The organism is Deltaproteobacteria bacterium CG11_big_fil_rev_8_21_14_0_20_42_23, assembly GCA_002796345.1.
Lineage (GTDB): Bacteria > UBA10199 > UBA10199 > 2-02-FULL-44-16 > 2-02-FULL-44-16 > 1-14-0-20-42-23.
In genome coordinates this window covers 13,032-38,754 of the sequence record PCXC01000065.1, presented here as the reverse complement: position 1 = coordinate 38,754, position 25,723 = coordinate 13,032, and the positions used below count along the sequence as shown (strand labels likewise).

Here is a 25,723-nt window from a genome sequence, read left to right as displayed (position 1 = left end):
GTATCAACAACTATTTGAATTTATTTAGGATAGTGGTAACTCGAGCACACATTTTTTGCCATTATGCCCATTCTGAGCGCATGCGAAGAATCTACGTGATTTCAAGGAGATCCTTCACTTTGTTCAGGATGACAACCTTTAAAGATCTTGTTAAAAAAGTTTTTTAATCAGCTACTTAAATTAATTGTCCACACGCCCTAAAACCTTCTAAAAATAATTTCTTACCACAAAATACTAAGGCCAAATCCAAGTGAAAAATCCTGTGCTGTTTCGTTTAAGGCAATTTGACTTGAGATGTCGGCTTGAATGTTTTCTTTCAGCAAATAGGTAAGGCCGCAGTCGAAAAAATGTTCGTGCAACTTTCCTGTAGCCATTGGCAAAACTCCTGCAAATTCTAGAAATCCTCCTAATTCTTCTACGAACAAAGAATGTGAAAGAGAAATGGCATAAAGAAAACGCGCAAACTTATCTCCGCCTTCGCGGGCGGGGAGGTCAAAGCCAGCATTGCTGCCAATGGCAAAACCTTTTGGCAAATCCCAATCGGCTAAAGCTTTAACAGTGGGAACAACAACGTTTGCGGAAAGAGAATCTTTTCCTACCGGTAGAGTAAGGTGTGCCAGCAAAGCAAGAGAAGGTAATGCTTTGCTTTGATCGAAGGCATGCCATTTTGCTCCAAGATCAATATCGGTAAAGCCTCTGGTGGTGGTTCCAACTGAAGACTGAATGCTTGCAATTTCAGTTTCCAGACGGAGTTCTACATCTTCAAGTATTCCAAAACGCAGTAAGGTGGGAAAAGTATAGGTTCTTGTACTTGGTCCAGCGGGATCATCGTAGCCAATTGAAAAGCCATGTTCACTTTGAAAACGATACTTACCAACGGTAACGCTAGATTCAGCAGCATCTGGCCGATCGGTGGTGATTTCATCTGCGTGCAAATGAGGTGTGAAAAGAACAAAAGCAAGAAGGGTGAGCGTAACTATTTTTTTCATGTAATTTTTTCTCCGTAAATACATCTGGCCGCGGATTGGCCGATGAAGTGTGTTTGTTTTCCCATTTCAAATTTCACTGGCCCATCGAAAGGAGCGATTTCACTTACGATAAGTTCAGTGCCGGGGAAAAGTTTATTGTTTTGAAGATAGCTTAGCATTTCTGCTTGGCTGGAATGAATTTCAACAATGCGAAATTTTTCTTTTACAGGTGTATCAAGTAAGTTGAGAAGGTTTTTTTGCTTTAGACTTCCAGAGCGTGTTGGAATTGGTTCTCCGTGAGGGTCGTGTTTTGGTTGTGCAAGTTTTTTGTCAATAAGTTGTTCAAGGCGTTCTGAAATATAGTGTTCCAAAATTTCAGCTTCTTCATGAGCGGCGGCCCAATCCATGCCAAGCACATCAATGAAAAATGTTTCCAGCAAACGATGATGACGAATGACTTCTAATGCGAGCAACTCGCCTTTTTCAGTAAGCTTAATTTTTCCGCCTCTGTTTTTTTTCATCAGGCTTAAATCCACCAAACGTTTTATCATGTTGGTAGTGGAGGGAAGAGAAACAGAAAGGGCGCGAGAAAGCTTAGAAACCGTAATATTTTCATCTTGTTGAGAAATTTTATAAGCATTTTTGACATAGTCTTGAATGGAGGCGCTTATATTTTCTCGGCTTAAAATGGTGTTCATGCTTTTTCTCCTTGATCTTTATTAGCCTAGAGGTATAGAGTTGGTTAGTCAAGACTAATAATTTAGAAAAGGAAAGGCTAAGGATTAAAATGAAAAAAATGTTTCAGCTTTTAATGGTTTTTTTAATAGGAGTGACGCTTTCGTGCTCAAGTTCATCCCAGCAGAAGGCAGCTTCAAAAAATGAAAAACGTATTGTAACGCCAACGCAACAAATTCAAGTTGTTGCTACAACAGGCATGGTTGCGGATGCGGTGAAAAACGTAGGCGGAGAATATGTGCAAGTTGTTCAGTTGATGGGCGCTGGCGTTGATCCTCACTTGTACAAAGCAAGTCAGGGTGATATTGCAAAACTCGAAAATGCAGAAATGATTTTTTACAGTGGACTTAACCTTGAAGGAAAAATGGGAGACATCTTTGTAAAAATGGCTCGATTCAAACCTGTTGTTGCAGTGACAGAAAAAATTGATCACTCGCTTTTGCGCGAGCCACCTGAGTTTGCTGGTCATTTTGATCCACACGTATGGTTTGATGTTTCATTATGGACTAAAACACTGGAAGTTATTGCAAGTGAGTTAAGCCAATTTGATCCCGAGCATAGCGAATTCTATCAACGCCAAAGTAAAGAGTATGGAAAAAAATTGAATGAACTTCATGCTTGGGTGAAAACTGAAATGATGCGCATTCCCAAAACTACGCGTGTGCTTGTCACGGCTCATGATGCCTTTGGATATTTTGGACAGGCGTATGATGTAGAAGTGATGGGCTTGCAAGGGGTGAGCACGGTTTCAGAATTTGGCTTGAAAGACATTCAGCGTTTGGTAGAGATGCTCGCCGTTCGAAAAATTCCCGCAGTCTTTGTTGAATCAAGTATTCCAAAGCGCTCTATTGAAGCGGTTGTAGAAGGTTCAAAAGCAAAAGGACACCAGCTTGTAATAGGGGGAGAACTTTACTCTGATGCCATGGGCAGCCCCGGGAGTGATGCAGATAATTATATTGGAATGGTCAAAGCAAATGTGAAAACAATTCGCGATGCATTGCTTTTTCCAGCAAGTGAACAGTAAGTTTTGCAAAGAGAGAAACATATGAAAAATCCAGCGCTCAGCATTCAAGATCTTACAGTTGCGTATCAACGCCAACCGGTCTTGTGGAATATAAATCTACAGTTACCAAAAGGTGAATTGATTGGTGTTGTTGGCCCTAACGGCGCTGGAAAGTCTACCTTGATTAAAGCCGTGATGGGCTTGCTTCCCATGCTTTCGGGAGAAATAAAAGTATTTGGAGAAGCACTCAAAAATCAACGACATCTCATTGGTTATGTTCCTCAGCGAAGCAGTGTTGATTGGGATTTTCCCACGAATGCGCTTGATGTGGTGATGATGGGTCGCTACGGAAAACTCCCACTTTTTAAACGTCCAAACGAAGCTCATCGAGAATTTGCGTTACAGTGTTTGAAAAAATTGGGAATAGCAGATTATGCCAACAGACAAATCAGTCAACTTTCTGGGGGACAGCAGCAGCGCGTGTTTCTTGCAAGAGCGCTTGCTCAAGAAGCTCAAATTTATTTAATGGATGAACCTTTTACAGGTGTTGATGCTGCTACCGAACAGGCGATTATTGTTTTGCTGCGTGAACTCAAAGAAAAAGGGTACACGGTTGTAGTGGTGCATCACGACTTGCAATCAGTTCCAGAATATTTTGATTCGGTGGTGTTGTTGAACCAGCGTTTGGTTGCGTTTGGTCCAACGGCAGAAACTTTTACTGAAGAAAAAATTAACACCACTTATGGCGGAAGATTAAATATGCTTGCTCGCGTAAGTGAGCAAATGGCGAAAATATAATGAATACTTTCTTTCATATTTTCCTCGATCCCAATGTACAGTTTGTGTGGTTTGGGTGCGTTTTGTTTGGCATCAGTTCTGGTGTTTTAGGTTCGTTTGCTTTTTTGCGTAAACGCGCCTTGCTTGGGGATGCTATTGCCCATGCTGCACTTCCCGGCGTGTGCTTAGCTTTTTTATTTACACAAAGCAAAAATCCATATGCGTTAATTATTGGTGCAAGTGTTACGAGCCTCATTGCAAGTATGTTTGTGCAAACCATTTCCCGAAAATCTCGTATTAAAGAGGATACTGCAATTGCTTTGATTCTCTCCGTTTTTTTTGCAGTGGGAATTGTGTTGCTCACCATGATTCAGCATAAGCCTTTGGGAAACCAGTCTGGTTTGGACAAATTTTTATTTGGGCAAACGGCATCACTTGTAAGTGCCGACGTGAAAGTCTTTGCAGTTCTAGCTTTCGTGTTACTGCTGGTTGTTGCTTTTACCTACAAAGAATTAAAAGCTTTATGTTTTGATCGCGGTTTTGCTGAAAGCCTTGGCATGCCTATGCGCTTTATCGATACACTTCTCACACTGCTCATTGTTTTGGTGGTGACCACTGGTTTGCAGGCTGTGGGTGTTGTGTTGATGGCGGCAATGCTCATTACGCCAGCTGCGGCCGCAAGATTGTGGACGAATCGTTTGTCGCTGATGTTAGTTTTGGCAGGAGTGTTTGGTGCGCTTGCAGGAAGTAGTGGTGTGGTTATGAGTACACTCGCGCCACGAATGCCAACAGGTCCTTGGATTGTAATGGCCATCACCTTTGTGTTTGCCGTTTCGCTCTTAATTTCTCCGCAGCGAGGAATGTTGTCGCTTTGGCTTCGACATCGAAAACAAAAAAATAAAATTCAAAAAGAAAATATTTTGCTTACGTTTGCTCGATATGCCGAAGAAGGTTTTTACCAGTTTTCTCTCGACCAGCTGAGAAGCATTCGAAACTACAACGTCAGAAGAGCGCTTTATCTTTTACGAAATTTACAAAAGGAAAATTTGCTTCTCTTAGGGGATCTTCCAGAAACTTGGGTTTTTACTCAATCTGGTAAAGAGCGTGCTTTCGCGCTTTTGCGGCGACATCGTCTGTGGGAACTTTATTTAAGCCGATATCTTGATCTCAGTTCTGAGCATGTTCATACCGATGCAGAAAATATCGAGCATATTCTTACTCTAGAATTGGAGGCCGAGTTGGTAAAGGTATTGGAAAATCCAACTCACGATCCACATCATCATCCCATTCCTCCTCAGAAAGGAAAAGCTTATGAGTGAGTTTTGGATTATTTTAACGGGCATTCTCACCGCTGTAAGTTGTTCTTTAGTGGGCTCATTTTTAGTACTTCGAAAAAATGCAATGCTTGGCGATGCTATTAGCCATGCGGTTTTGCCAGGGTTGGTGCTTGCCTTTCTCATCACAGGAAGTCGCAGCGTTTTTCCTATGCTTCTTGGCGCAAGCTTGTTTGGGCTGCTCACAGCTTTTTTGGCGGAAACACTTCATCGCTATGGAAAAGTGCAACAAGATGCATCTATTGGAGTAACCTTTACGTGGCTTTTTGCACTTGGAGTTATTTTAGTTTCTCTCTTTACAGGCCAGGTAGATCTCGATCAAGAGTGCGTGCTCTATGGTGAAATTGCCTATGTGCCTTGGGATGTGTGGTTGGTGGGGGATGTGTCGTTGGGGCCGCGAGCAGTATGGATGATTGGTGGCGTGCTTTTGTGCGATCTCCTTTTTATTTATCTCTGTTACAAAGAATTAAAAATTACCACATTTGATCCTTTGCTTGCTGATAGCTTGGGTATTTCAACACGAAAGTATCACTATCTCTTAATGGGATTTGTTTCACTTACAACCGTTGCCGCGTTTGAAAGTGTGGGAGCGATTTTAGTGGTGGCAATGCTTGTGGCACCAGCGGCTGCGGCCTATTTGCTGACAGATTCTCTAAAGGCCATGCTGATTATTGCCAGCGTTATTGGTGTCGCTTCTGCGGTGTTTGGATATTTGCTTTCGGGCAGCATCAATGGATCGATAGCGGGTTGCATGGCCGTGGTGGCGGGCATCCTCTTTTTCTTGGCGTTTTTGTTTTCGCCTCTCCATGGTCTTTTTCGGCATGCAAGGTTAAAAAATCAGTTTAAAGAAGAGCGTTAGACCTCTTGCAGAACCGTCGCGAGCAGCCCAAGGACGAGGCGGGGCGGGGTCCCGAAACCGGAGCGTATATATGGATACGTGAGGATTTTGGGGTGTCCCAACGAAGTCATTGGGTTACGTAGTAGGTTCTGCAAGAGGTCTATTGAGATTCCTTTACATTCTTTTCATACACAGCTAAGGGGCACTTGGTTTTTGAATCACCAGGAAAGGCCGCAGCCCTTTAGGCCTTTGGAGAGTAATGATGCAGACAAAATGGGTTTTCGTTTTGGGCATAAGTTTGCTTTTTCTGGCATGCAACAAAGCGAGCATGGAAATTCGCGAGTACGAGGTGCTTGCGCCTTCTTCTTCTTCTTCTTCTTCAGAGACACTTCCAGCATTTATCCGTGCGCAGGTGAAATGGCTTACGCCAGCAGGATGGCGTGAAAAACCAGCTTCAGGAATGCGGCTCGCAAGTTTTGTGTTGGAAACAGATCTTGAAGCGCAACACAGTCCCGAAATTTCGCTTGTCAGTTTAGCCGGAGATGCAGGTGGCCTTGTTGCCAATGTAAATAGATGGAGAGAACAGCTTTCGCTTGCTCCCATGTCAGGTTTAGAAATACAGCAAACCGTAAAAAAAGATCACAGTCAGCTGGGCGCTTTTGAATGGGTTCATTTTTCAGCAAACCAAGAGCCAAGCGCAAATGCAATGATAGCAGCGTTGTTCTTCGATGAAAAAACAAGCACAACTCTTTTTCTTAAGATGCAAGGAAGTAAAAAACAATTAGAATATTATCAAAATGATTTTTTGAGTTTGTGCAGGTCGCTTAGAAAATGAAAAAAATTTTACTCAAACTAAAACATTTTTCCTGCAGTGCCGACTTGGTTTTTTTCTGCCTTTTTTGGCTCATGGTTCTCCTTGTTTTTGGAACGATTGCGCAGCGTTATATTGGCTTGTATCAATCACAACAGTATTTTTTTTCGTCATGGTTTTTTTGGGTTGGCTTCATTCCCTTGCCCAGTGGTTCTTTGGTGATGAGCGTTCTTTTTATTGGTTTGCTTTCCAAACTTATTTTCAAAAGTCCGTGGACCAAAAAAAGAATTGGAATCAACGTAGTGCACCTTGGTGCCATGCTGCTTTTGTTTGGTGGTTTTCTCACTTCTACCTTTAGCGAAGAAGGAAGTATGGCGATTGTTGAAGGTGAAACGGTGAGCTATGTGAGGGATTACCATGACAAAGAACTTGTGGTTATTGATGTCTCTCAGCCAAAAACAGAAAAGGTATATGCCTTTCAGCAAGGTTGGCTTCAGAAAGGAAAAAAACTTTCTTTGGCTTCACTTCCTTTCAGCATGCACGTTGTAGAATCTTATACAAATTGTACTTTGGCCAAAAGAAAATCTGACGATGATAAAGAATATCATGGTTTGGCAAAAAACTTTTTCTTCGTTCCACTTCCGCGTGAAAAAGAAGAAGAGAAAAATCAGGCCTGTTTAAGTTTTTTGCTTGAAAATGCAGAGGCGGCAAATAACGGTATTTACTCGCTTGTAGAAGAGATGCCTATTACGCAAAACATAAGCATTAAAGATGTGCCATATCGTTTCGAGCTTCGAGCTAAGCGTACCTATCTGCCCTTTAGCATTCGCCTGCTTGACTTCGAAAAGAAAACCTACGCGGCAACAGAAAAAGCAAAAAGTTTTAGTTCGCGCATTGTTCTCTCCGATGGCGGGATAGAGCAGCGTTACTTCATTCAAATGAATCAGCCGCTACGGTATAAAGGGTACACTTTTTATCAAGCTTCGTTTGTAGATGGAGTTGATGCTCAAACAAGTGTGTTTGCAGTTGTGAAAAATATTGGAAGAATTTTTCCTTATCTCTCAAGCATTATTATGTGTTTTGGTTTATTGCTTCATCTTTTGTTGCAAGTTCCAAAGCTTGTGAAACGAGGTGAATCGTGAAAAAATTTATCCTCTTCTTTTTTATCTTTCTGAGTTCATTTTGTTTTTCGGCATCTGCAGAAAATCTTCCAGCTCACAATCGTTTTGATTATAGCTTTATTGCACAAGTTCCTGTTTTACACGAAGGGCGCGTAAAGCCACTTGATACCTTTGCTAGAGCCAATCTGCTTTATTTTTCTGGGAAAAGTTCTTTGCAGAAGAAATCCGCTACAGAATGGCTGGCGCATCTTTTTTTTCGGGAAAATGAAGGAGATGACGAGCGTATTTTTTCAGTTCTTAATCCAGATGTGTTGGTAATACTTGGTCTAGGAGCAAATCCAAAACATCTTTATACGTTTAATGAAGTTTCTGCAGCATTGAAAAATATTTTGAAGACGGTTGAAGAGTTGCATCAGAAAAAGAAAGAAGACAGAACTCCTGCGCAGAATCAAATTGTCGATTTATATTTCAAAACCATTCATTACTACGACCTGAAAAGAAGTTTTTCACTTTTCTTCACTCCATTTCTTATTCACACCAAAGAAGTGGCTTCATTTCTTAAGCTGGAACAAGAAAAACCCTATAGCTATTTCGATCTCCTTCCTCTTCGCCATCTTTTAGAAAGTGAAGTAAAGAAGATAGCAAAAAAAGATCTAGCTCGTCTCAGCGAACGTGAAATTGAAATCACTTCACTTGCATATGGTTTGAGTATTTTTGATCAAGATGTGAGGTCGAAGTTGTTGCGCATTATTCCACCGCAATGGGCAAATGGTGATCAGAACTGGCTTTCCCCTTGGCAAGTTCTGAGTAAAAATCAAGGTTCACCAGAAAGTGCCGCATATCTTTCTCTTTGGAAAAATGCCAGAAATGCCTATGCAAACAACCAAGAAGCAGATTGGAAGAGGCTTGCTCAAACCATTGCAGAAAAAGGAAAAACTTTTGTTACGCGTCCGTGGGCTTTGCGTCTTGAATATTATTTTTCCCTGCTCGATCCCTTTACAAAAAGCATGGCGCTCTACATTTTAAGTTTTCTCTTGCTTTCATTTAGTTGGGTATTTTGGAAAATTCCGCTGCAACGAGTTTCATTGTTTGTTCTCAGTTTTTCATTGCTGCTTCACGCTGCAGGAATTATTTCGCGAATTCTTATTTTGATGCGACCACCGGTTTCTACTTTGTACGAATCAATTATATTTGTAGCTTTTGTTGCAGCATTGTTTGGTTTTTTGTTTGAACGTGTGAAGAAAAATGGACTTGGTCTTTTTATCGCTTCACTTTTGGGTGCCTCGCTTCTCTTTCTCAGCCGCGGTTATGCCAGCGATGGTGACACCATGGGAATGTTGGTTGCGGTGCTTAATACCAACTTTTGGCTGGCAACGCATGTGGTTACCATCACCATTGGCTACGCATGTTGTTTTGTAGCGGGCATTACAGGGCATGTTTATTTGGTTCGAAGACTTTTTTCTGCAAGTGCTGCTCAGCTCAAAGAAATGTATCACGCGATGTTGGGGATGAGCTTGTTTGCTCTTTTCTTCACTTTGTTTGGAACAATTTTGGGCGGTATTTGGGCAGACCAATCGTGGGGAAGGTTTTGGGGATGGGATCCAAAAGAAAATGGAGCGTTGCTTATTGTCTTGTGGCTTCTGTTTTTATTGCACGGCATTCTCACCAAATACTTGAAGCATCTTGGTTTCGCGGTAGGGATGGTATTCACCAATATTATAGTGGCGCTTGCGTGGTTTGGTGTAAATCTTTTGAATGTTGGTTTGCATTCATATGGATTCACCGAAAATATTTTCTTCAATCTTATGTTGTTCTGTTCGCTTGAACTTGTCTTTGCTTTGGTTCTCTACACCCTTATTAGTTATCGTGAGTTGAAATCATGATGAGGTCGCTCAGTTTTTTTCTTTTTGCCACCATTCTTTTTTTTGGACTGCATTATTCTGGTGTGGTTCATTTTGATTTTCTGGATTCGGTTCCTGAGGATGCATCGTATGCAAAAGGGAAAGCAATTCCTGATGTTGTCTTTACAAAACTAGATGGAACGCAGTTTCGGCTTTCGGAGCATGCGGGAAAGGTAGTGTTGTTGCACTTTTGGGGAACATGGTGTGCGCCATGCCAAGAAGAATTTCCACGTCTGATCAAAGAAATGAAACAGTACGAACAGCAAAACATGGTGATGCTTGCCGTTGCTGCCGACCACACTCAAAAAGAAGTGAAGGATTTTTTTGAAGTTCTTTACAAAGAGCATGAGCTTTCGCTTCCCCGTAACATTGAACTGATATGGGATGAAGATGGAAAGGTGGCTGCAGAGTCCTTTCAGATTACAGGTTTTCCTGAAACCATTGTGCTCAACAGCCAACACCTGATGCTTCAAAAAATTGTGGGCCCCATTGAATGGGACAAGCCTTTTTTAGAGCTTTTAGCCGAATTATTGAATGAAACTCAAAAAAAATGACTCTTTTCTTCTCTTTTTTTGCTCAAAAAGTTAATTTTGAAGCCTTCCTTAGATTTTTCTCCTTTCACCGTATTCGCCTTGCACTTTTTCCTTAAAATAAGTACGCAACCTTTCATTTTTATTGACGACAAGATAGGCGGCAAAGCGAGTGGGGGCGCGTAAAATAACATGGTGAACCAGGAAAAACAATGAAACAGCAGCCCTTCCTTTATTTGTCCTCTTACTGGGCATTTCCTCATCAGCATATGCACTGAATGTTCAGGCGCATCGCCCTGGAACCGGAGCCGAAAAGGGATATCAGCTTTTTACTTCAAGCTTGCTTCCTCAAAAAAATGTGGCTGTCGGTTTTTTTACAAACTACGTGCACAACCCTATCGAAACCGGTTTGAATTCTGGAAAGCGAACGGGTGGTTTGGTGGATCAGTTGATCACCACAGATTTTCTTCTCAGTGTTGGTCTTGCAGATTGGCTGTAAGTTGATGCCGATCTTCCTTTAAACCTTTATCACAATATTTCTCCCAATACGATTGCGCCGTATGCAAATCCGAATAGAGATTATGGTTACTTCAATCTTGGAGATATTAGGTTTAATGCAAAAGTAAGTTTTTCTGATGCAGATAAAACCCAGTCTGGATGGGGCTTTGCGCTTGTTCCTTTTATCACTCTTCCTACCGGAAAAGATTCAAAATATCTTGGAGACAACGGAGTGACTGGTGGAGCTGTGTTTGCGGTTGATAAGCAAATTTTGAGTAATCGTATTTATGTAAATCTTGGTTCAAATTTTAGAAATCGTGAAGTAATTGCAAATCTTAATGTAGATGAAACGTTTCTTTTTGGTGCAGGGATAGAACGGCCGCTTGTAAAAAAATGGAATCTTGATGTTGTTGGTGAAGTGTATGGTTCCACGATTTGGAAAAACTTTTTTGATGATGAAGAAACGACACCGGTTGAAATGCAGGCTGTAGTAAAAAAGACATTTAAAAATAATCTCATCGCAACAGTTGGTGTAACAAAAGGTGTAACCGGCGGTTATACATCATCAGATTTTCGTTTCATTGGTGGAGTTTCTTATGTGTTTAAGCCAAAAGAGAAAGAAGAACCAAAGCCTGCGCCGGTAGTGAAAGAAGAATTAATTTATAGTGAGACAGTTTATCATCCGTTTGATGAAGCAAATTATGAAGAGCGCTACGAATCAGATATTAAGCGCCTTGCAGAGCAGTGGAGAAAACATCCCAATTCTAAATATCGTATTACAAGTCACACCGATAGTTTTTGTTCTGATGAATACAATCAAAAGCTTTCTGTGCAAAGAGCCGAAGAAGCAAAAAATGGCTTGATGCGAAACGGAATGGATGCCGATTCACTGATTGTCCGCGGAATGGGTGAGAGTGTTCCTGTTGCACCAAACGATACCGAAGAGGGCAGAGCAAAAAACAGAAGAACTGAATTTGAATTGCTGTTTATTCATTAAAGAAAAATTAATTTTCTTTTGTCATCCTTCCGCCAGAGGCGGAGGGATCCAGCAATTAAAACAATTTGCTGTCATCCTGAACGAAGAGAAGGATCTCCTCTAGCAATTGACCGAGGAGATCACCACGTCGCTTCGCTCCTCGTGATGACAAGGAAAAAAGAAAAAATCTCACTAGGAATAAAGGATAAAAAATGAAGAAAATGAAAATGTTAGGATGTGTGGTTGTGTTGCTGCTTTCATTGCAATCACGTGCATTTGCAGACTGCGACGCAACACCAACAGATGTGGTGAAACGTTATACCGTTACAAGCGCCATTTCAGATACCGCGTACCAAAGCGCAGCCTCAGGTGGACATAGTATCTGGATGCCAGGTTTTTATGATGGCGACCAAAGCAAAATTGCACGCTTTTATTTTCAAGCGGATTCTTTTCTTGATGTAAAAGAAGATGGAACGGCTACTCTTCATGGAATTGCAAAATTAGGAAAAGAAAGCAGCGCTGCTTATTTTTCAGTGTATGGTGGAGATGAATGGGAAATTGAGCTCAGCCTCACGCGCCTTACTGGTGCTGCATTAGCGGCGGTTCAAGCAAAAAAAGAATTGCAGCATAATGTGCAAACAGATTTTGTTACTTCACGTTGGGAATACTACACGTTTTCAAAAGCTACTTGGACGCAGGTTGGCGGAGTGGGAAGTGTTGTGGTAACTCCGTATCCACCCAATGGCCAATATCGTTTCCAGGTAGGAGAAATGGCGAATGGAAAAAACTTATTGTTTGGTGCATCTACTTGGTTTGATTTTGTTCATGATGATGGCAAAAAAATTGTTGCTGATACACGAAAAACAAGCTGGCATGGTGACATCAATGTGAATCTTGAAGTTATTTGTAACAAGCTTTTTGCTCTGCTCTGAACGTCTTGTCCACCTTGATACAGAACGCCATGCGGTTTATGTGATTGTTCCTCTCAATGGTTATCAAACCTCTTTAGGATTTTACCCAGAAGCTGATGCAGTAACTGCTGCGCTTGCGTTGGATACACTCAAACAACTTTTTTCGCACACTGCAGCTCCTTCTGCAGCTGATCCACGCTATCTTGTAAGTGTACAAGAAAATGGAACGCTTTTGGATATTGCAGGCCCAACTGGTATTACAGCAAACACCGAAGCGTATGCTGTTGCTCCAGATGGAACACACTATCTGCTTGATACCGCCAATGATGATCTCTACACCGTTGATCCTGCAAGTGGTGTGGCAACGTTGTGGTCACACTATGCTTATGATTTTGTGGATGGTGATTTTGTGATTACGCAAGATGATAAGCTTGTCTACCTCAATGCCACCGATGGCCAAATTGTATTAATTGATCTTGGTGATAACAGCGTAAACGTTGACGTTGCGCTGAAGCTTCCTACAAATGCATATCTTAACGGAACTGTAGTTGTGGGTGAAGATTTAGCCTTCAACCAAAATTACACTGGCTTAGCGCTTTTGCAGCTTTCTGGTGATGATACTTATTTTGCTTTTGATGCTGCGAATTCATTGCTGTATCGATTTACACTTGATCCCTTTGCGTTTGCAAAAGTTGATGCTGGCACAAACACCATGTTCAGTTTTGGATATGGCGATGCAGCAAGTTGCCCGCTTGATGAAATTGTGCCGCCGGTAACTCCACCCGTGACACCGCCAACAACTCCTCCAAGCACACCACCTACAACGCCGCCAAGTACGCCAACGGATCCTAGTGGTCCAACAGCGAATACAGGAACTGGTGTAAACAGGTTGTGTATAAAAATAAAAAAAGGCCTCTTCGCGAGGCCTTTTTCTTTTGGTTCTCATTTTTAATTATGGCTTGAAGAGAAAGAAACCTCTTTCGCTCAAGAACTTATTTGACGGAACAAGTGCATTTGGATCTGGAAGCATTAAGCTTAAGTTGGAAATGTTTTTTGCTTCAACAAAGCTAAAGCTGTAACAAGCATCTACTGTTCCATCGTTTTCGCTATCGTGGCAACGTTTTCTGATGTTTCCATTTTCATCGTATTCAAAAGAAATAATTTCCTTTTGTGTGACATCGTTACTTTGACCTAGTCTTGTGCTGATGATGTGATGTGAAAGACGGCCGTTTGCAAAGACACATTTAATCTTTTCTGTTTTGCTTACTTTCGCATCTTCAAGAAAGACTCGTTCTGTAAGGCAAGAGTGATCCGCGTTGAAGGTGTAATGAGTTTGTAGGCTTTGGCTTCCGTCTGGGCCAAGAACAACAAGTGTCTTTTCGATATCGCCATTGTTCAAGCTTGTTTCATAATGCTTGCTGTATTTATTTTTATTGATGAGAGAAATTTCATCTATGATGGGATTATCTTTTTCTTTTGCGTCGCGATCATAATTGTAGGTAAAGAGTTGTTTGCTTGGTTGAGTTGAACTGTTTATGACAAGTACTCGTACGCGTCTTCCGTTGTCATCAAATGACCAGGTTTCTTTTCTCGCTCTTTTTTCATTTACCGTTTTTTCAAGTTCTGCACTTTTTTCTAAATAGTTTATGTTTGTTTTGCTTTTTTGAAGCTTATCTTCTTCTTCCACTGAAATAAGCCGGCCTAAGTCATCGTAGGAAAACAACATCGTAGAGATAGCGTTGCCGTCTTTATTGGACACAATCACTTCACGGACAAGAAATTTTTTATTTCCACTTTCATCATCAGTTACAACAGTGTCATCTTCGGTGCTTTCACTGTTTTCACCTGTGCCCGTTGGTCCTGGATTTCCAATGAGGCCGCCGATGTCAATGGGGCCTCCATTTCCACCGGGAGTCTGTGATTGGGTTGCGCTGCTATCGCTTCCACCGTCTCCACTACAGCTCATCATGCCAAGTGATAGGGCGCAGATTAGTGCTAGATGCAGGCTTAAGGTGACATATGTTTTCTTCATCTGTGATACTCCTTTTTTAAAATTTCCCCTGTTTTACTCTGATAGAGAGCAAGTGTTGTGCCAAGCGAAAAGAGCTGGCGTTTATACTGCAAATATGTGAGGAAATTCAGCATGAAACACGATTTTTGGCCTTTTCTTCGTCCCCTCCTTTTTCAGCTTGATGCCGAAAAAGCCCATCATTTTGGGATGATCGCCCTGAGACTGATGTCAGTTTTTTGCCACTCAGACCTTCCGGCTTCACACATGGCCAGAAATTCCCAGCTTCAGAAAAAACTTTGGGGCATCACGTTTCCCAATCCCATTGGTTTGGCTGCAGGTTTAGATAAGGATGCTGTGGCCATCCCGGCCTTACAGGCGCTGGGCTTTGGATTTGTAGAAGTGGGAACCGTGACGGCAAAAGCTCAGGAAGGAAATCCTAAGCCGCGTCTTTTTCGTCTGCCAGAAGAGAAGGCACTTTTCAATCGCATGGGCTTTAACAACGCAGGTGCAGTGCAGATGGCAACGCGGCTTGAAAAGTTGCGAAAGCAGCAACGTCTTTTTATGCCGCTGGGAGTAAACATTGGAAAATCAAAAGTGACGGAACTTGAAGATGCTGCGAAGGACTATCTGTTTTCATTTCAGCATCTTGCCGATTACGCAGATTATATGGTGGTGAACGTGTCCAGCCCAAATACACCGGGTTTGCGCCAGTTGCAGCACGGCGATCAGTTAGAAAAACTTTTGAATGTTCTTTCCTCTGCGAATGAAAAACGCGCATCTGCGCTGCCTCTTGTATTGAAGTTAGCGCCAGATCTTAGTGAAGAAGATGCAGAGCTGGCCACACAATTGGCGATTGAGCATCAGTTTAAAGGAATGCTTATCAGCAACACCACGCTTGATAAAACCCTTGTTGCATCTGCTCCAGAAGGCAAAGGTGGTCTTTCCGGAAAACCACTTTTTTTGAAAAGTACAGAAATGCTCAAGAGTTTACATCATGAGTTTAAAGAAAAAATTCACTTCATCGGTGTGGGCGGAATTATGAGTGAACAGGAAATGCACGCCAAATTTGCCTTTGGCGCCGATCTTGTCCAAATATATACTGGCCTTATTTATAAAGGGCCATGTTTTGTAAAGCGATTGCTCAGTTCACTTCTTAAGCAGTAATTACCCCTTCAAAACTCTTTCGTTTTTTGTTCTTCACAGCTATGTAGCTGGGCATGAGGAATATTGTTGCTATCCATGGAATTACTGGTTCAAAGCTAAACTTCCGTCACTTTGAAGAAATTTTAGAACCATCGGATCATTTTTATTCGTTTGACTTGATTGGTTTTGGTGAAGAAGAAAAACCAGAATGTGACTACAATGTAGATTGCTTCTTAGAGCATATTTCAAAACGTATTGATGAACTTGTGCCTGAAGGTGAAACGTTTTTGTTACTTGCCCATTCTATGGGCTGTATTCTAGCAAAGGAGTATGCGCTTCGCTATCCTAAGCGGGTTCAAGGCTTGGTGTTTGTCAACTATCCCTTCGATAGCAAAAAACACTTATATCGCTCATGGCTTTCGAAATCATTTCTTACCGAATCAACATGGGGGAAGCTTTTGTGTAGAAGTAGATCGGTGTGGAAATATTTTTTTCTTCCTTTTTTCTATTTGGCTGAACCAGAATATTTTGACTCATTTCTTTCTTCATTCAATCACACTTTTTATTCTGTGCTTTCGTCGCTACAGCATGTGGTGCTTGAAGATGATGTGAAGACCATAAAAAAACTAAAGCCAAAAGCAGTATTTATCTCTGGAGAAAAAGACCCATTTTTAGACCTTGATCTTTTTCAAAAGACAGAAAATCATATTTTGATTCCAGATATGGGACATCTCTTTTTTAGACATGAAGAAAAAATTGTAGAAATCGTAAACACCTTTTTTCCAAGGGGAAAAAAATGATGCTCATAAAAACTTTTGTTGCAGCCCTTGTTATTGCCTTTTCTTCTTGGCTTGCTGGGAGAAAACCAGTGCTTGCAGGTTTTATCGTGGCGCTTCCACTTACAACTTTACTGGTTTTGCCGTTTTCTCAGCTTGAATGGAAAGACAGCGCCAACAGTGTGCACTTTGCAAAAAGTATTTTTGTCGCCGTTCCTGTTTCGCTTTTATTTTTTCTCCCATTTCTTTTTGCCGAAAAATTGAAACTTGGTTTTTGGTGGTTATACATGATGGGAGTGGCATTACTAGTTCTTGGATATTTCATTCACCAAGCTCTTATGAAGTGAGGGATAAAATGAAAAAGTTGCTTTTCCTTTCTTTCTTTTTATTTGCTTTTACGATGCAAGCATTTGCTCAAGAAAAATTTGCTTATCGCATTGAACTGAATGACGAAATCATTAGTCCTGTTTCTGCCGAATATATTGCCACATCACTGGAGCAAGCGGAAAAAGATCATGCTGCGTTTTTACTGATCCAGCTTGATACTCCGGGTGGTTTGCTGAGCTCAACCAGAACCATTGTGAAGCGCATCGTAAACGCCAACATTCCTGTGATTGTCTATGTTTCACCATCGGGATCTCGAGCTGGATCTGCTGGCGTCTTTATCAGTTATGCTGCGCACTTGGTGGCGATGGCACCTTCAACCAATATTGGCGCTGCGCATCCTGTAAATGTGGGTGGAGAAAAAAAAGAAGAAAAAAGTTGGAAAGATATTTTTCAACAATTTGAAAAAAAAGAGAAGCAGCCATCCGAAGATAAACCACGCAACACTTCGCCAAGCACTGAAAAATCTCATGATCCCATGGAAGATAAAATCATGAATGATACTTTGGCGTGGATAGAAGGCTTGGCAAAACTTCGTGGCAGAAACGAAGCGTGGGCGCGTCTTGCTGTTTCTGAAAGTGTTTCAATTACTGCGGAAAAAGCGCTGCAAGAAAAGGTGATTAACTTTATAGCCACTAATCGTGCAGATTTGCTGCGACAGCTTGATGGTGTAGAGGTGAAGGTGGGTGAAAAAACGATTACACTTGATACCAAGCATCTTGAGCTTAAAATACTTCCTCAAGATTTTCGTTTGCGTTTACTCACTTTTTTGGCGCATCCAAATATTGCTTATATTTTGATGATGTTGGGATTTTACGGCTTGCTCTTTGAGTTCACACATCCAGGTTTTGGTTTTCCAGGTGTGGCTGGCAGCATTTGTCTTGTGCTTGCTTTTTTTGGAATGCAGATTCTTCCCACAAACTATGCAGGTGTGGCGCTTATTGCCTTGTCGGTGCTGCTTTTCATCGCCGAAGCTCAAGCAGCTGGATTTGGATTGTTTGGAGTGGGTGGAATTATTTCGCTCTTCTTTGGTTCTCTTATTTTATTTGATTCGCCTCATCAGTATATGCGTGTTTCACTTCACATTATTATAGCTGTGACGTTTGCAACAACGCTTATTGTTTCGTTTCTCATGAGCATGCTCTTCCGGATGCGAAATCAAAAGGTGGTAACGGGAAGCGAAGGAATGATAGGCCTTGTAGGGGAAGTGTCTTCTTGGAAGGGTTATGAAGGAAGTATCTTTGTGCATGGAGAAATTTGGCATGCCACGAGTGATTCTACGTTTTCTGCTGGAGATAAAGTAAGGGTTGATGCTATGAACGGTCTCAAGCTTCAGGTGAAATCAATTTCATCTTCACAATAGGAGGATTTATGTTTTCCCCAACAGTCATTATAGTAGTGTTTCTTGCTTTGTATTTGGCATCGTGCATTAACATTTTGAATGAATATGAGCGGGGTGTTATTTTTCGGCTTGGTCGTTTGCTTAAAACTCCAAAAGGCCCGGGATTTATTTTTGTCTTCAAGCCCATCGACCGCATTGTAAGAATTAGCCTGCGTTTAATAGCTCTTGATGTTCCTCCTCAAGATATCATCACCAAAGATAACGTTTCAGTTCAGGTAAATGCAGTTGTGTATTTTCGCGTGCTTGAACCAAACAAGTCTGTAATTGAAGTGGAGAATTATGTGTTTGCAACAAGTCAAATGGCACAAACTACTTTACGTTCAGTAGTTGGTCAGCGAGAGCTTGACGAACTTCTTTCTGAGCGCGAAGAAATTAACGGTCAAATTCAAGAAATTCTCGATAAGCAAACAGACCCGTGGGGAATTAAAGTTACGAATGTTGAAATTAAACACGTCGATCTCACTGAAGAATTGAAGCGTGCAATGGCAAGACAGGCTGAAGCAGAACGTGAGCGACGTGCGAAGGTGATTGCAGCTGAAGGTGAACATCAAGCAGCAGAAAAATTGGTAGCAGCAGCAAAAATGATGGAGCTTCATCCCATGTCGTTGCAAATGCGCTATTTGCAAACGATGGCGGAGATTGCCAGCGAACATAATTCAACCACATTTTTCCCCATTCCCATGGACTTGGTGAAATTTTTTGTGAATAAAGAGAAGTAAACTATGAGTATAGATATATTTTTTAAAGGTGGCGAGTTGATGTGGGTTTTGCTCGCCTTTTCCTTTTTCTCTTTGGCGATTATTTTTGCAAAAAGTTTTCAGTTTTTCAGTTTAGGCTTGTTCCGCAAAGTGAGTATTGAAGAGGTTTTCCAGTTTGTTCAAAAAAATGAATTAAAACAGGCGGGGAAAATACTTGAGAAAAAACAAGATCCTCTTTCACGATTTTTTCTTGAAGCTGTTAATACCTTCGAAACAAAAAAATATATCGGTGAGCAGCTTAAAAATATCTTGTTTCACAAAGCCTCTGTTTTGTTACGCTCTTTAGAATCTTGGTTACGTCCACTTTCCATTATTGCAGCGGTGAGTCCACTTGTGGGTTTGTTGGGAACGGTAACAGGTATGATTCGCGCTTTTTCCACTATCGAAATAGCTACGACTGTTTCGCCATCTCTCATTGCAGGCGGTATCTGGGAAGCCCTTATCACCACTGCCTTTGGGCTGATGATCTCCATTGTTTCCCTCATCGCCTACTACACTTTCGAGGCCAGACTCGAAAAGCTAGAACACCAGCTTCAACGCTGTGTGTCCCTTGTTTCAGCCTTGGAATAAGTGAACGATTTCACTCCATTTTCCCATCTTTTACTCTTGTAAAGTGAACGAGGGACAAAGCAATTAGGTTTTTGGCTCTTGCTCCTCTTTTTTTTGGGATTAAAATGGTTGATTTTAAATCAAGTATTGATATATTATCAAGATTGAATCGGGTTCAGGCCCGGAAGCTGCTTTCAGAAATTCTGAATGCAGATACTAACGCTATTTCTCTCAGTAAACATTGTCGCAAAGAGCTAGCCCACGATAATCTTACGACAGTTGATCTTTTAAATGTGTTAAAGGCAGGCTTGATTTACACAGATCCAGAGCTGGTTAATGGAACATACCGTTACAGAGTGGAAACAGAAAAAATAATTGTGGTGATTACATTTATGCATCAAAATTGTATTCGTTGTATCACTGCTTGGAGAAAATAAAATGATGTGTTCAGAGTGTTCAAAAAAAATGAAAAAAAAACTTGCTGATTATCGCTATGCTGAGTGTGGACTGAAAAATATTATTCTAAAAAAAATAGAAATTTATACGTGTTCGCATTGCGATGAAGAAGAAATTGTTATCCCCAATCTTGAACAACTTCATACTGTAATTGCCAAGGTGGTGGCTTCACAAAAAAGCCGTTTGCTTCCAACTGAGGTGCGTTTTTTGCGATCTCATTTAGGCTGGTCTGGAGTTGAGTTTGCCAAAAACTTTGCAGTTACCCCCGAAAGCGTATCTCGGTGGGAAAATGGAAAAGAGCAAATGTCGCTCACCTCAGAAAGATTTTTACGTACCCTTATTCTTTCGGAATATGGGCCGTTTCGTAACTATACAAAAAATCTTAGTTCCTATGGCTCAGAGAAGACTAAAAAATCCCACAAAAGAATCTTCGTTACAAAAAATAAAGAATGGCAAGAAGCCGCATAATAATCAGTTTATCTTCCTTCACTTTTTCCTCGTCTCGGGAAACAGAAACTGTTAGATGGCTAGCTTCCGTGAGGGAAGAGTGTGAAGACGGTTTTAATTATTGGTGCCAGGAAACCTTGCTGCGAAGCGGTGCTCAACTTAGGGCATCAATATTTGCTTTGGGATGAACGTGGTCTTCTTCCATCGCTTTCAAAAAAAGCGTTGGCCTCTTTGGAAATTCCGTTTCCGAAATCAAACGAATCTTTTTCTGCCGAAATCCTCTCGTTTCTTGATGCTCAAAACATTGATGCCGTTTTAGCCGTGAGCGAAGCCTCTGTTGTGCTTGGAGCAAGGGTTAGAGAGCATCTTGGTTTTAAACGAGCGCTTCCATTTACAGTTGAATGCTTTCATAACAAGCTTGCAATGAAACAAAAAGTTTTGGAAGCCGATATTCCTATTACCGATTTTGTAGAAATTAATGAAAACACAAACGTGAAAAATCTTGTGCAAGAATTGGGCTTGCCCGTTGTGTTTAAACGCAAAGATCTTTCGGGTGGAAAAGATTTGCAGGTGCTTTCCGATGTAAAGAAGTTTGCATTGCAGAAAAAACAAGGCTGGCTTGCAGAGCGCTTCATTACTGGATCTGAGATGTCTGTTGAAAGTTTTGTGCAAAATGGAAAAATTTTATTTCAGCATACTACCGAATATCTTGGTCACTATCATCACCTCATTGCTCCCGCTGCACAGTATCCCAAAGTGACAGAAGAGGTGATAGCGCTGAACAATAAAGTACTGAGTATTTTGGGTGTAGATACAGGCATGACGCATGCGGAATTTTACCTCACCGAACAAGGCCCCGTTTTTGGTGAGGTTGCCATTCGTCCTCCGGGTGGTTTTATTATGTTGCTCATTGAACTTGAATTTGGATTTAAGCCTTGGGAAATGCTTGTTAGGCTTGAGCTTGGGGAGATGGTGAATTTTCCACCGAAAAGAAAATCTTATGCCGGAGTGCATCTTATTCATCCTCCCGCGGGAACAATCACAAAACTTAAAGGCGTGAAGGAGCTTTCAGCTCTTCCTGGAGTAGAAGCTGTTCAGGTGAAGTTAAAGGTGGGAGAAAAAATTAAAAAGCGAGAAACAGCGGGCGAAAATAAAGGCCGTGTTTTGGTAAGGGGACAAAATCGAGATGAAATTATTCAGATTTTTGAAACCATTCGCAAGACGCTTGTAATTGAAGTGGAAGAAGATTGATGTATTGCCTTCCACCTTGCATTTTTCCTGTGCTTTGCGCTAGAGAGCCTGCATGCAGATTCGGCGACGAAAACGGATAGAGGCTTTTCCCAATCTTACTTCTTTAATAGATGTGGTTTTTTTGCTGCTCATTTTTTTTATGCTCAGCATGAACTTGCGTTCCGATGCAAAAATAAGTCTCTCCCTTCCAGCCTCTAGCACTGCAGAAGAGATTGCTCTTCACGTAGCAACAATCTCCATCACTGAAAACCAAGAGTTGTTTATGGATGGCCAATCATATTCAGAAAAAACTTTACGCGAAAAGTTAGAAACAGAGAAGGTGAAAAAAATTATGCTTCAAGCGGATAAGCTTGTCCCAACTGGTTTTCTGGTGAGTGTAATGGATCTGCTTCGAAGTTTAGATATTCAAGATGTTTCCCTTGCTGTGCAAAAAAAATAACTTTATTTATGCTTTCTCTTTTTCGACAACATTTTCTTTTATTGGGTTTTATTCTTTCAGCTTTTTTGCATCTTTTGTTTTTCATCTCTTTTCCCTCATCAAAAGATATTATTAGTTTTCGGCCTTTAAATATAAATCTTGTTCAAACGGCAGAAGAGAAAAAAAACATTCAGCAAGAAAAAAATGCGAGTGAACAAGAGCAAAGGCTTGATGTAAGTGGTTTTAACAAGAGTGATGCTTTATCTGAGCAACGTTCTTCAGAGCAACAGGTAGCTGGAAATGATCTTGCTGAAAGCGCGTTGTATCAAGAACGTATTTTGGCGCTTCTAGATAAGGCAAAACGATATCCGCTTCTTTCGAAGCAACGAGGTGAAGAAGGGGGCACTGTTATGGAAGTCACTCTTTCTCGTGAAGGAGAAATTTTAGTTTCACGTTTGAAAAAAAGTTCTGGAGTCTATTTGTTGGACGAAGAAGCAAAGGCTTTGGTGAAGCGGGTTGGAAGCTTTCCTCCATTTCCAAAAAGCATACAAGAAGACCAGTATATTTTTTCATTCCCTATCGAGTTTAGCTTAGAATAGCACCAACTGACAAAATGCAGTTATTGCTTGAAAAAAAGGGGAGAGAGCGATAACAGCTACCGTTCATGCGGGTAACAGAGGAGAGAATATGATTTTATCAGACCAGGGAATTCTAGATGCGATTGAAAAAGGTGAGATTGTGGTGAAGCCATATCGCCAACAGTGTTTGGGATCAAATTCTTACGATGTGCATCTTGGAAAAATACTGGCAACCTACAAAGATACAATTCTCGATGCGAAAAAAGATCATGAGCTTGATTACATCACTATTCCGGAAGAAGGTTTTGTCATCCAACCGGAAACCCTTTATTTAGGCATCACAGAAGAATACACCGAAACGCACAAACATGTTCCTTTTCTTGAGGGAAAATCGAGTGCTGGCCGGCTTGGTATCGATATTCATGCTACAGCAGGAAAAGGTGATGTTGGTTTTTGCAATTATTGGACTTTAGAAATTTCGTGCAAGCAACCGGTACGTATTTATGCGGGAATGCCTATTGGCCAGCTTATTTATTTTGCGGTTGAAGGTGATGTTATCAACTCTTACGCCAATAAAAAATGTGCAAAGTACAACGAGAAAGATCCAAAGCCCGTTGGTTCTCGCATGTGGATGAATTTCGAAAAAAATAACGCCAAAAATCCTTACGGACTTTGCGAGGAATAAAATGTCAAAAACTTATGAGCGTTTAGAAAAATATTTTAAGGAAGTCTCGGCAATTGCAGGTGCCAGAAGCCTTTTAGGTTGGGATCAAGAAACCATGATGCCGCCAAAAGGGGCAAAGGCAAGGGCTGAGCAAATTTCAGTTTTGTCTACCATGATTCATCGAAAAGTAGTTGAGGTGCAAGTTGGTGATTGGATTTCCGCTGCAGCTGAGGAAAATTTATCGGAAACACAAGCTGCAAATGTGAAAGCTTGGAAGCGTGACTATGAAAAAGCGACAAAACTTCCTGAAAGTTTGGTGAGAGAGCTCAGCAAACAAACTTCACTTGCGCAACAAGATTGGGCAAGGGCACGTCAAGAAAGTTCCTTCTCAGTTTTTTCTCCAAGTCTTGAAAATATTGTGTTGCTCTGCCAGCAAAAGGCCAAGTGTCTTGGCTTTGAGAGCGAGCCTTATGATGCGCTGCTTGATACCTATGAAGCGCACATGACCACAAAACGCTTTGCGCAGTTTGCTGATGAAGTGAAAGCTGAAGTGGTTCCACTTTTTGCTGCCATTCAAAAAAGTAAGGTTAAACCAGATAGCTCTTTTTTGCAGCAAACGTATCCGAAAGCTGAGCAGGAAAAAGCTTGTCGCCTTATCATGAAAACATTTGGTCTCGATCTCGATGCTTGTAGGCTCGATACTTCCACACATCCTTTTTGTGGTGGTCCTGCTACAAACGATGTTCGCATTACCACTCGCTACGACGAGAAAGAATTGTTCCAAGCTTTGTACGGCGTTGCTCACGAAGCGGGGCATGCTTTGTACGAGCAAGGTTTTGAAGAGGAGTATGAAGGCACTCCCATGGCCGAAGCCATTTCACTTGGAATTCACGAATCTCAATCGCGTCTTTGGGAAAACCTTGTGGGACGCAGTAAAGCCTTTGTTCACTTTTTTCTTCCACAACTTCAAACACTGTTTCCCAATCAGTTATCTCAGGTGAAAGAGGAAGCTTTTTATGCAGCGCTCAACAAAGTTGAAGCAAGTCCTATTCGTGTTGAAGCTGACGAGCTTACGTACAATTTGCATATTGTGCTTCGTTTTGAACTTGAGCGTGCGCTTATAGCAGACGAAATGAAAGTGGCGGATCTTCCTCATGAATGGAATGCGCGAATGAAAAATTATTTGGGGATCACTCCAAAAAATGATGCCGAGGGCGTTTTGCAAGATATTCACTGGTCGTTTGGAGGCTTTGGATATTTTCCAACCTATATGCTTGGCAATATTTACGGCAGTCAAATGTGGAAAAAAATTGAGCAAGATATTCCAAGTCTTAAAACAGACATCACAGCAGAAACCCTCTCCACCTTGCTTTCCTGGCTTCGAAAAAATGTTCATCGCCGTGGCCGGCAGTATTTTGCAGCGGACTTAGTAGAAAATATTTCCGGTGAACCTCTCAGCGCAAAGTTTTTTACCAGTTACCTCAAAGAAAAGTTTGGTGCTTTGTACGAAGTGTAAACTTTAGAACGTGTGAGCAGTTGGTGCACTACCATTTTTGCATTTTGTCATTCCCGCGAAGGCGGGAATCCAGCAATTCTCTGTCATTGCGAAGGAGCGTAGCGACTGTGGCAATCTCCTCTGACAATTGACTGAGGAGATCCTTCGTTCCACTCAGGATGACAGCAAAGAGTTTGAATTACTGGATTCCCGCGTTCGCGAGGATGACAAGCTTAACGCCCTAAAAAAGTGAAAGAACAAAAGCATAAACAATTGCTGGCAGAAGATTGGGAACGCGGATGCGCGTGATGCCTAAAATGTTCAGCGAGATAGCCACAATAATTACTCCTCCCACCGCGCTAATGTTGTTGATAACAGTTTCTCCCAAGATGCTTCCAAACCAGGAAGAAAAAAGCGTGATTGAACCTTGATACAGCAAAACCACAACGCTTGAAAAAAGTACGCCAATTCCCATCGAACTTGCAAAAATAATTGCCGAAATTCCGTCTAAAAAAGATTTTGCCAGCAAGATAGTGGGTTCATTTTTTAAGCCCTCTTCAATTGATCCCAGAATCGCCATGGAGCCAACGCAAAAGACAAGGGTTGAGGTGATGAAAGCGTTTCCAATATTTGATTTAAAGTTTGAAAAGCGTTCTGAAAGTTTTAGTTCTAGGCGATTAATTTTTTGATCAATAGAAATCAACTCTCCGCTAATGCCGCCAAGACACATGCTTCCCAAGAGTACAATTGAGTTTTGCCCTTTAAGAGCAATGGTAATGCCGATGAAAAAAACCGAAAGGCCAAGAGCGTGGTATAAAATTTCTCGGAAGCGATCGGTGATAATTTTGCCAAGGGTGAGGCCGATGAGGGTTCCAACGATGATGGAAGCGGCATCAATAAGTGAACCGGAAAAAGGGATCATTTTGCTCCTCTTTCTTAAAATCTTTCAAAGACTTGCTCTTCAATTTGAGTTTGTCTATAAGCAGCG

Annotated in this window: 29 protein-coding genes; 24 read left to right on the top strand and 5 right to left on the bottom strand. The window is 41.4% G+C overall.

The window, feature by feature from the left end:
- Positions 1-221 precede the first annotated feature (221 nt).
- Positions 222-1,013 (bottom strand): hypothetical protein, encoded by a 792-nt coding sequence (locus COV43_07740; protein PIR24992.1) that lies wholly within the window; start codon positions 1,011-1,013, stop codon positions 222-224.
- Entirely contained in the window at positions 986-1,666 is a 681-nt protein-coding gene (locus tag COV43_07735; protein ID PIR24991.1) for a DtxR family transcriptional regulator, read from the bottom strand. Before COV43_07735 ends, COV43_07740 begins: the two co-directional genes overlap by 28 nt.
- Before the next feature lie 89 nt (positions 1,667-1,755).
- Here COV43_07735 and COV43_07730 point away from each other — a divergent pair, with 89 nt between their 5' ends.
- The 8 genes from COV43_07730 to COV43_07695 all read left to right on the top strand — a co-directional run bounded on the left by COV43_07730 (position 1,756) and on the right by COV43_07695 (position 10,042).
- Positions 1,756-2,727, top strand: coding sequence for a manganese transporter (locus COV43_07730; GenBank protein ID PIR24990.1), 972 nt, complete (start codon positions 1,756-1,758; stop codon positions 2,725-2,727).
- 21 nt (positions 2,728-2,748) lie between these two features.
- Positions 2,749-3,504 carry a manganese ABC transporter ATP-binding protein gene (locus tag COV43_07725; protein PIR24989.1) on the top strand — a complete coding sequence of 252 codons (756 nt, stop codon included), beginning with the start codon at positions 2,749-2,751 and terminating at the stop codon, positions 3,502-3,504.
- Entirely contained in the window at positions 3,504-4,802 is a 1,299-nt protein-coding gene (locus COV43_07720; protein PIR24988.1) for a zinc ABC transporter permease, read from the top strand. Before COV43_07725 ends, COV43_07720 begins: the two co-directional genes overlap by 1 nt.
- Entirely contained in the window at positions 4,795-5,676 is an 882-nt protein-coding gene (locus COV43_07715; protein ID PIR24987.1) for an iron ABC transporter, read from the top strand. The genes COV43_07720 and COV43_07715 overlap by 8 nt, the downstream gene beginning before the upstream one ends.
- A gap of 238 nt (positions 5,677-5,914) precedes the next feature.
- Positions 5,915-6,490 carry a hypothetical protein gene (locus tag COV43_07710; protein PIR24986.1) on the top strand — a complete coding sequence of 192 codons (576 nt, stop codon included), beginning with the start codon at positions 5,915-5,917 and terminating at the stop codon, positions 6,488-6,490.
- Positions 6,487-7,608, top strand: coding sequence for a hypothetical protein (locus tag COV43_07705; protein ID PIR24985.1), 1,122 nt, complete (start codon positions 6,487-6,489; stop codon positions 7,606-7,608). The genes COV43_07710 and COV43_07705 overlap by 4 nt, the downstream gene beginning before the upstream one ends.
- Positions 7,605-9,470 carry a hypothetical protein gene (locus COV43_07700; protein PIR24984.1) on the top strand — a complete coding sequence of 622 codons (1,866 nt, stop codon included), beginning with the start codon at positions 7,605-7,607 and terminating at the stop codon, positions 9,468-9,470. The genes COV43_07705 and COV43_07700 overlap by 4 nt, the downstream gene beginning before the upstream one ends.
- Positions 9,467-10,042 (top strand): hypothetical protein, encoded by a 576-nt coding sequence (locus tag COV43_07695; protein PIR24983.1) that lies wholly within the window; start codon positions 9,467-9,469, stop codon positions 10,040-10,042. The genes COV43_07700 and COV43_07695 overlap by 4 nt, the downstream gene beginning before the upstream one ends.
- Here the strand turns inward: COV43_07695 and COV43_07690 are convergent.
- Positions 10,030-10,212, bottom strand: a complete 183-nt coding sequence (locus COV43_07690; protein PIR24982.1) for a hypothetical protein — start codon at positions 10,210-10,212, stop codon at positions 10,030-10,032. The two genes, COV43_07695 and COV43_07690, sit on opposite strands and share 13 nt — an antisense overlap.
- A gap of 536 nt (positions 10,213-10,748) precedes the next feature.
- Between COV43_07690 and COV43_07685 the strand changes: the two genes are divergently transcribed.
- From COV43_07685 to COV43_07675, 3 genes are all read left to right on the top strand, one after another.
- A complete protein-coding gene (locus COV43_07685; protein PIR24981.1) occupies positions 10,749-11,513 on the top strand; it encodes a hypothetical protein in 765 nt (254 codons plus the stop codon).
- A 206-nt stretch (positions 11,514-11,719) separates the two neighbouring features.
- Positions 11,720-12,424: a hypothetical protein gene (locus COV43_07680; protein ID PIR24980.1), complete on the top strand. Its 705-nt coding sequence runs from the start codon at positions 11,720-11,722 to the stop codon at positions 12,422-12,424.
- Positions 12,411-13,355, top strand: coding sequence for a hypothetical protein (locus COV43_07675; GenBank protein ID PIR24979.1), 945 nt, complete (start codon positions 12,411-12,413; stop codon positions 13,353-13,355). The genes COV43_07680 and COV43_07675 overlap by 14 nt, the downstream gene beginning before the upstream one ends.
- On the opposite strand, the gene COV43_07670 is transcribed toward COV43_07675, so the two are convergent.
- Entirely contained in the window at positions 13,356-14,435 is a 1,080-nt protein-coding gene (locus tag COV43_07670; GenBank protein PIR24978.1) for a hypothetical protein, read from the bottom strand.
- A 111-nt stretch (positions 14,436-14,546) separates the two neighbouring features.
- Here COV43_07670 and COV43_07665 point away from each other — a divergent pair, with 111 nt between their 5' ends.
- The 13 genes from COV43_07665 (at position 14,547) to COV43_07605 (ending at position 24,756) form a co-directional block, all read left to right on the top strand.
- Positions 14,547-15,578, top strand: a complete 1,032-nt coding sequence (locus tag COV43_07665) for a dihydroorotate dehydrogenase (quinone) (GenBank protein ID PIR24977.1) — start codon at positions 14,547-14,549, stop codon at positions 15,576-15,578.
- A 53-nt stretch (positions 15,579-15,631) separates the two neighbouring features.
- Entirely contained in the window at positions 15,632-16,357 is a 726-nt protein-coding gene (locus tag COV43_07660) for a hypothetical protein (protein ID PIR24976.1), read from the top strand.
- A complete protein-coding gene (locus tag COV43_07655; protein ID PIR24975.1) occupies positions 16,354-16,680 on the top strand; it encodes a hypothetical protein in 327 nt (108 codons plus the stop codon). The genes COV43_07660 and COV43_07655 overlap by 4 nt, the downstream gene beginning before the upstream one ends.
- Before the next feature lie 8 nt (positions 16,681-16,688).
- The gene (locus tag COV43_07650) at positions 16,689-18,080 is read left to right on the top strand and encodes a serine protease (GenBank protein ID PIR24974.1); all 1,392 of its coding nucleotides are present in this window, start codon (positions 16,689-16,691) and stop codon (positions 18,078-18,080) included.
- 8 nt (positions 18,081-18,088) lie between these two features.
- Entirely contained in the window at positions 18,089-18,838 is a 750-nt protein-coding gene (locus COV43_07645; protein PIR24973.1) for a hypothetical protein, read from the top strand.
- A gap of 3 nt (positions 18,839-18,841) precedes the next feature.
- Positions 18,842-19,447, top strand: a complete 606-nt coding sequence (locus COV43_07640; GenBank protein ID PIR24972.1) for a hypothetical protein — start codon at positions 18,842-18,844, stop codon at positions 19,445-19,447.
- Between the two features lie 71 nt (positions 19,448-19,518).
- Positions 19,519-19,863, top strand: a complete 345-nt coding sequence (locus tag COV43_07635; GenBank protein ID PIR24971.1) for a hypothetical protein — start codon at positions 19,519-19,521, stop codon at positions 19,861-19,863.
- A 1-nt stretch (position 19,864) separates the two neighbouring features.
- Positions 19,865-20,350: a hypothetical protein gene (locus COV43_07630; GenBank protein ID PIR24970.1), complete on the top strand. Its 486-nt coding sequence runs from the start codon at positions 19,865-19,867 to the stop codon at positions 20,348-20,350.
- Positions 20,351-20,431: 81 nt separating this feature from the next.
- Positions 20,432-21,580 carry a hypothetical protein gene (locus COV43_07625; GenBank protein PIR24969.1) on the top strand — a complete coding sequence of 383 codons (1,149 nt, stop codon included), beginning with the start codon at positions 20,432-20,434 and terminating at the stop codon, positions 21,578-21,580.
- Positions 21,581-21,632: 52 nt separating this feature from the next.
- Positions 21,633-22,019 carry a hypothetical protein gene (locus tag COV43_07620; protein ID PIR24968.1) on the top strand — a complete coding sequence of 129 codons (387 nt, stop codon included), beginning with the start codon at positions 21,633-21,635 and terminating at the stop codon, positions 22,017-22,019.
- A gap of 8 nt (positions 22,020-22,027) precedes the next feature.
- A complete protein-coding gene (locus tag COV43_07615; protein ID PIR24967.1) occupies positions 22,028-22,597 on the top strand; it encodes a hypothetical protein in 570 nt (189 codons plus the stop codon).
- An 88-nt stretch (positions 22,598-22,685) separates the two neighbouring features.
- Complete coding sequence (locus COV43_07610; GenBank protein PIR24966.1) at positions 22,686-23,261, top strand: dCTP deaminase; 576 nt, start codon at positions 22,686-22,688, stop codon at positions 23,259-23,261.
- 1 nt (position 23,262) lies between these two features.
- Positions 23,263-24,756 carry a carboxypeptidase M32 gene (locus tag COV43_07605; GenBank protein ID PIR24965.1) on the top strand — a complete coding sequence of 498 codons (1,494 nt, stop codon included), beginning with the start codon at positions 23,263-23,265 and terminating at the stop codon, positions 24,754-24,756.
- Positions 24,757-24,976: 220 nt separating this feature from the next.
- Here COV43_07605 and COV43_07600 read toward each other — a convergent pair whose 3' ends face one another.
- Positions 24,977-25,657: a hypothetical protein gene (locus tag COV43_07600; GenBank protein ID PIR24964.1), complete on the bottom strand. Its 681-nt coding sequence runs from the start codon at positions 25,655-25,657 to the stop codon at positions 24,977-24,979.
- Positions 25,658-25,723: the final 66 nt, after the last annotated feature.

Coding starts and splice junctions, on each gene's coding strand:
- COV43_07740 (PIR24992.1), bottom strand. CDS start 1,013: ATGTATTTACGGAGAAAAAATTACATGAAAAAAATAGTTACGCTCACC.
- COV43_07735 (PIR24991.1), bottom strand. CDS start 1,666: ATGAACACCATTTTAAGCCGAGAAAATATAAGCGCCTCCATTCAAGAC.
- COV43_07730 (PIR24990.1), top strand. CDS start 1,756: ATGAAAAAAATGTTTCAGCTTTTAATGGTTTTTTTAATAGGAGTGACG.
- COV43_07725 (PIR24989.1), top strand. CDS start 2,749: ATGAAAAATCCAGCGCTCAGCATTCAAGATCTTACAGTTGCGTATCAA.
- COV43_07720 (PIR24988.1), top strand. CDS start 3,504: ATGAATACTTTCTTTCATATTTTCCTCGATCCCAATGTACAGTTTGTG.
- COV43_07715 (PIR24987.1), top strand. CDS start 4,795: ATGAGTGAGTTTTGGATTATTTTAACGGGCATTCTCACCGCTGTAAGT.
- COV43_07710 (PIR24986.1), top strand. CDS start 5,915: ATGATGCAGACAAAATGGGTTTTCGTTTTGGGCATAAGTTTGCTTTTT.
- COV43_07705 (PIR24985.1), top strand. CDS start 6,487: ATGAAAAAAATTTTACTCAAACTAAAACATTTTTCCTGCAGTGCCGAC.
- COV43_07695 (PIR24983.1), top strand. CDS start 9,467: ATGATGAGGTCGCTCAGTTTTTTTCTTTTTGCCACCATTCTTTTTTTT.
- COV43_07690 (PIR24982.1), bottom strand. CDS start 10,212: ATGTTATTTTACGCGCCCCCACTCGCTTTGCCGCCTATCTTGTCGTCA.
- COV43_07680 (PIR24980.1), top strand. CDS start 11,720: ATGTTAGGATGTGTGGTTGTGTTGCTGCTTTCATTGCAATCACGTGCA.
- COV43_07670 (PIR24978.1), bottom strand. CDS start 14,435: ATGAAGAAAACATATGTCACCTTAAGCCTGCATCTAGCACTAATCTGC.
- COV43_07665 (PIR24977.1), top strand. CDS start 14,547: ATGAAACACGATTTTTGGCCTTTTCTTCGTCCCCTCCTTTTTCAGCTT.
- COV43_07660 (PIR24976.1), top strand. CDS start 15,632: ATGAGGAATATTGTTGCTATCCATGGAATTACTGGTTCAAAGCTAAAC.
- COV43_07655 (PIR24975.1), top strand. CDS start 16,354: ATGATGCTCATAAAAACTTTTGTTGCAGCCCTTGTTATTGCCTTTTCT.
- COV43_07650 (PIR24974.1), top strand. CDS start 16,689: ATGAAAAAGTTGCTTTTCCTTTCTTTCTTTTTATTTGCTTTTACGATG.
- COV43_07645 (PIR24973.1), top strand. CDS start 18,089: ATGTTTTCCCCAACAGTCATTATAGTAGTGTTTCTTGCTTTGTATTTG.
- COV43_07640 (PIR24972.1), top strand. CDS start 18,842: ATGAGTATAGATATATTTTTTAAAGGTGGCGAGTTGATGTGGGTTTTG.
- COV43_07630 (PIR24970.1), top strand. CDS start 19,865: ATGATGTGTTCAGAGTGTTCAAAAAAAATGAAAAAAAAACTTGCTGAT.
- COV43_07620 (PIR24968.1), top strand. CDS start 21,633: ATGCAGATTCGGCGACGAAAACGGATAGAGGCTTTTCCCAATCTTACT.
- COV43_07615 (PIR24967.1), top strand. CDS start 22,028: ATGCTTTCTCTTTTTCGACAACATTTTCTTTTATTGGGTTTTATTCTT.
- COV43_07610 (PIR24966.1), top strand. CDS start 22,686: ATGATTTTATCAGACCAGGGAATTCTAGATGCGATTGAAAAAGGTGAG.
- COV43_07605 (PIR24965.1), top strand. CDS start 23,263: ATGTCAAAAACTTATGAGCGTTTAGAAAAATATTTTAAGGAAGTCTCG.
- COV43_07600 (PIR24964.1), bottom strand. CDS start 25,657: ATGATCCCTTTTTCCGGTTCACTTATTGATGCCGCTTCCATCATCGTT.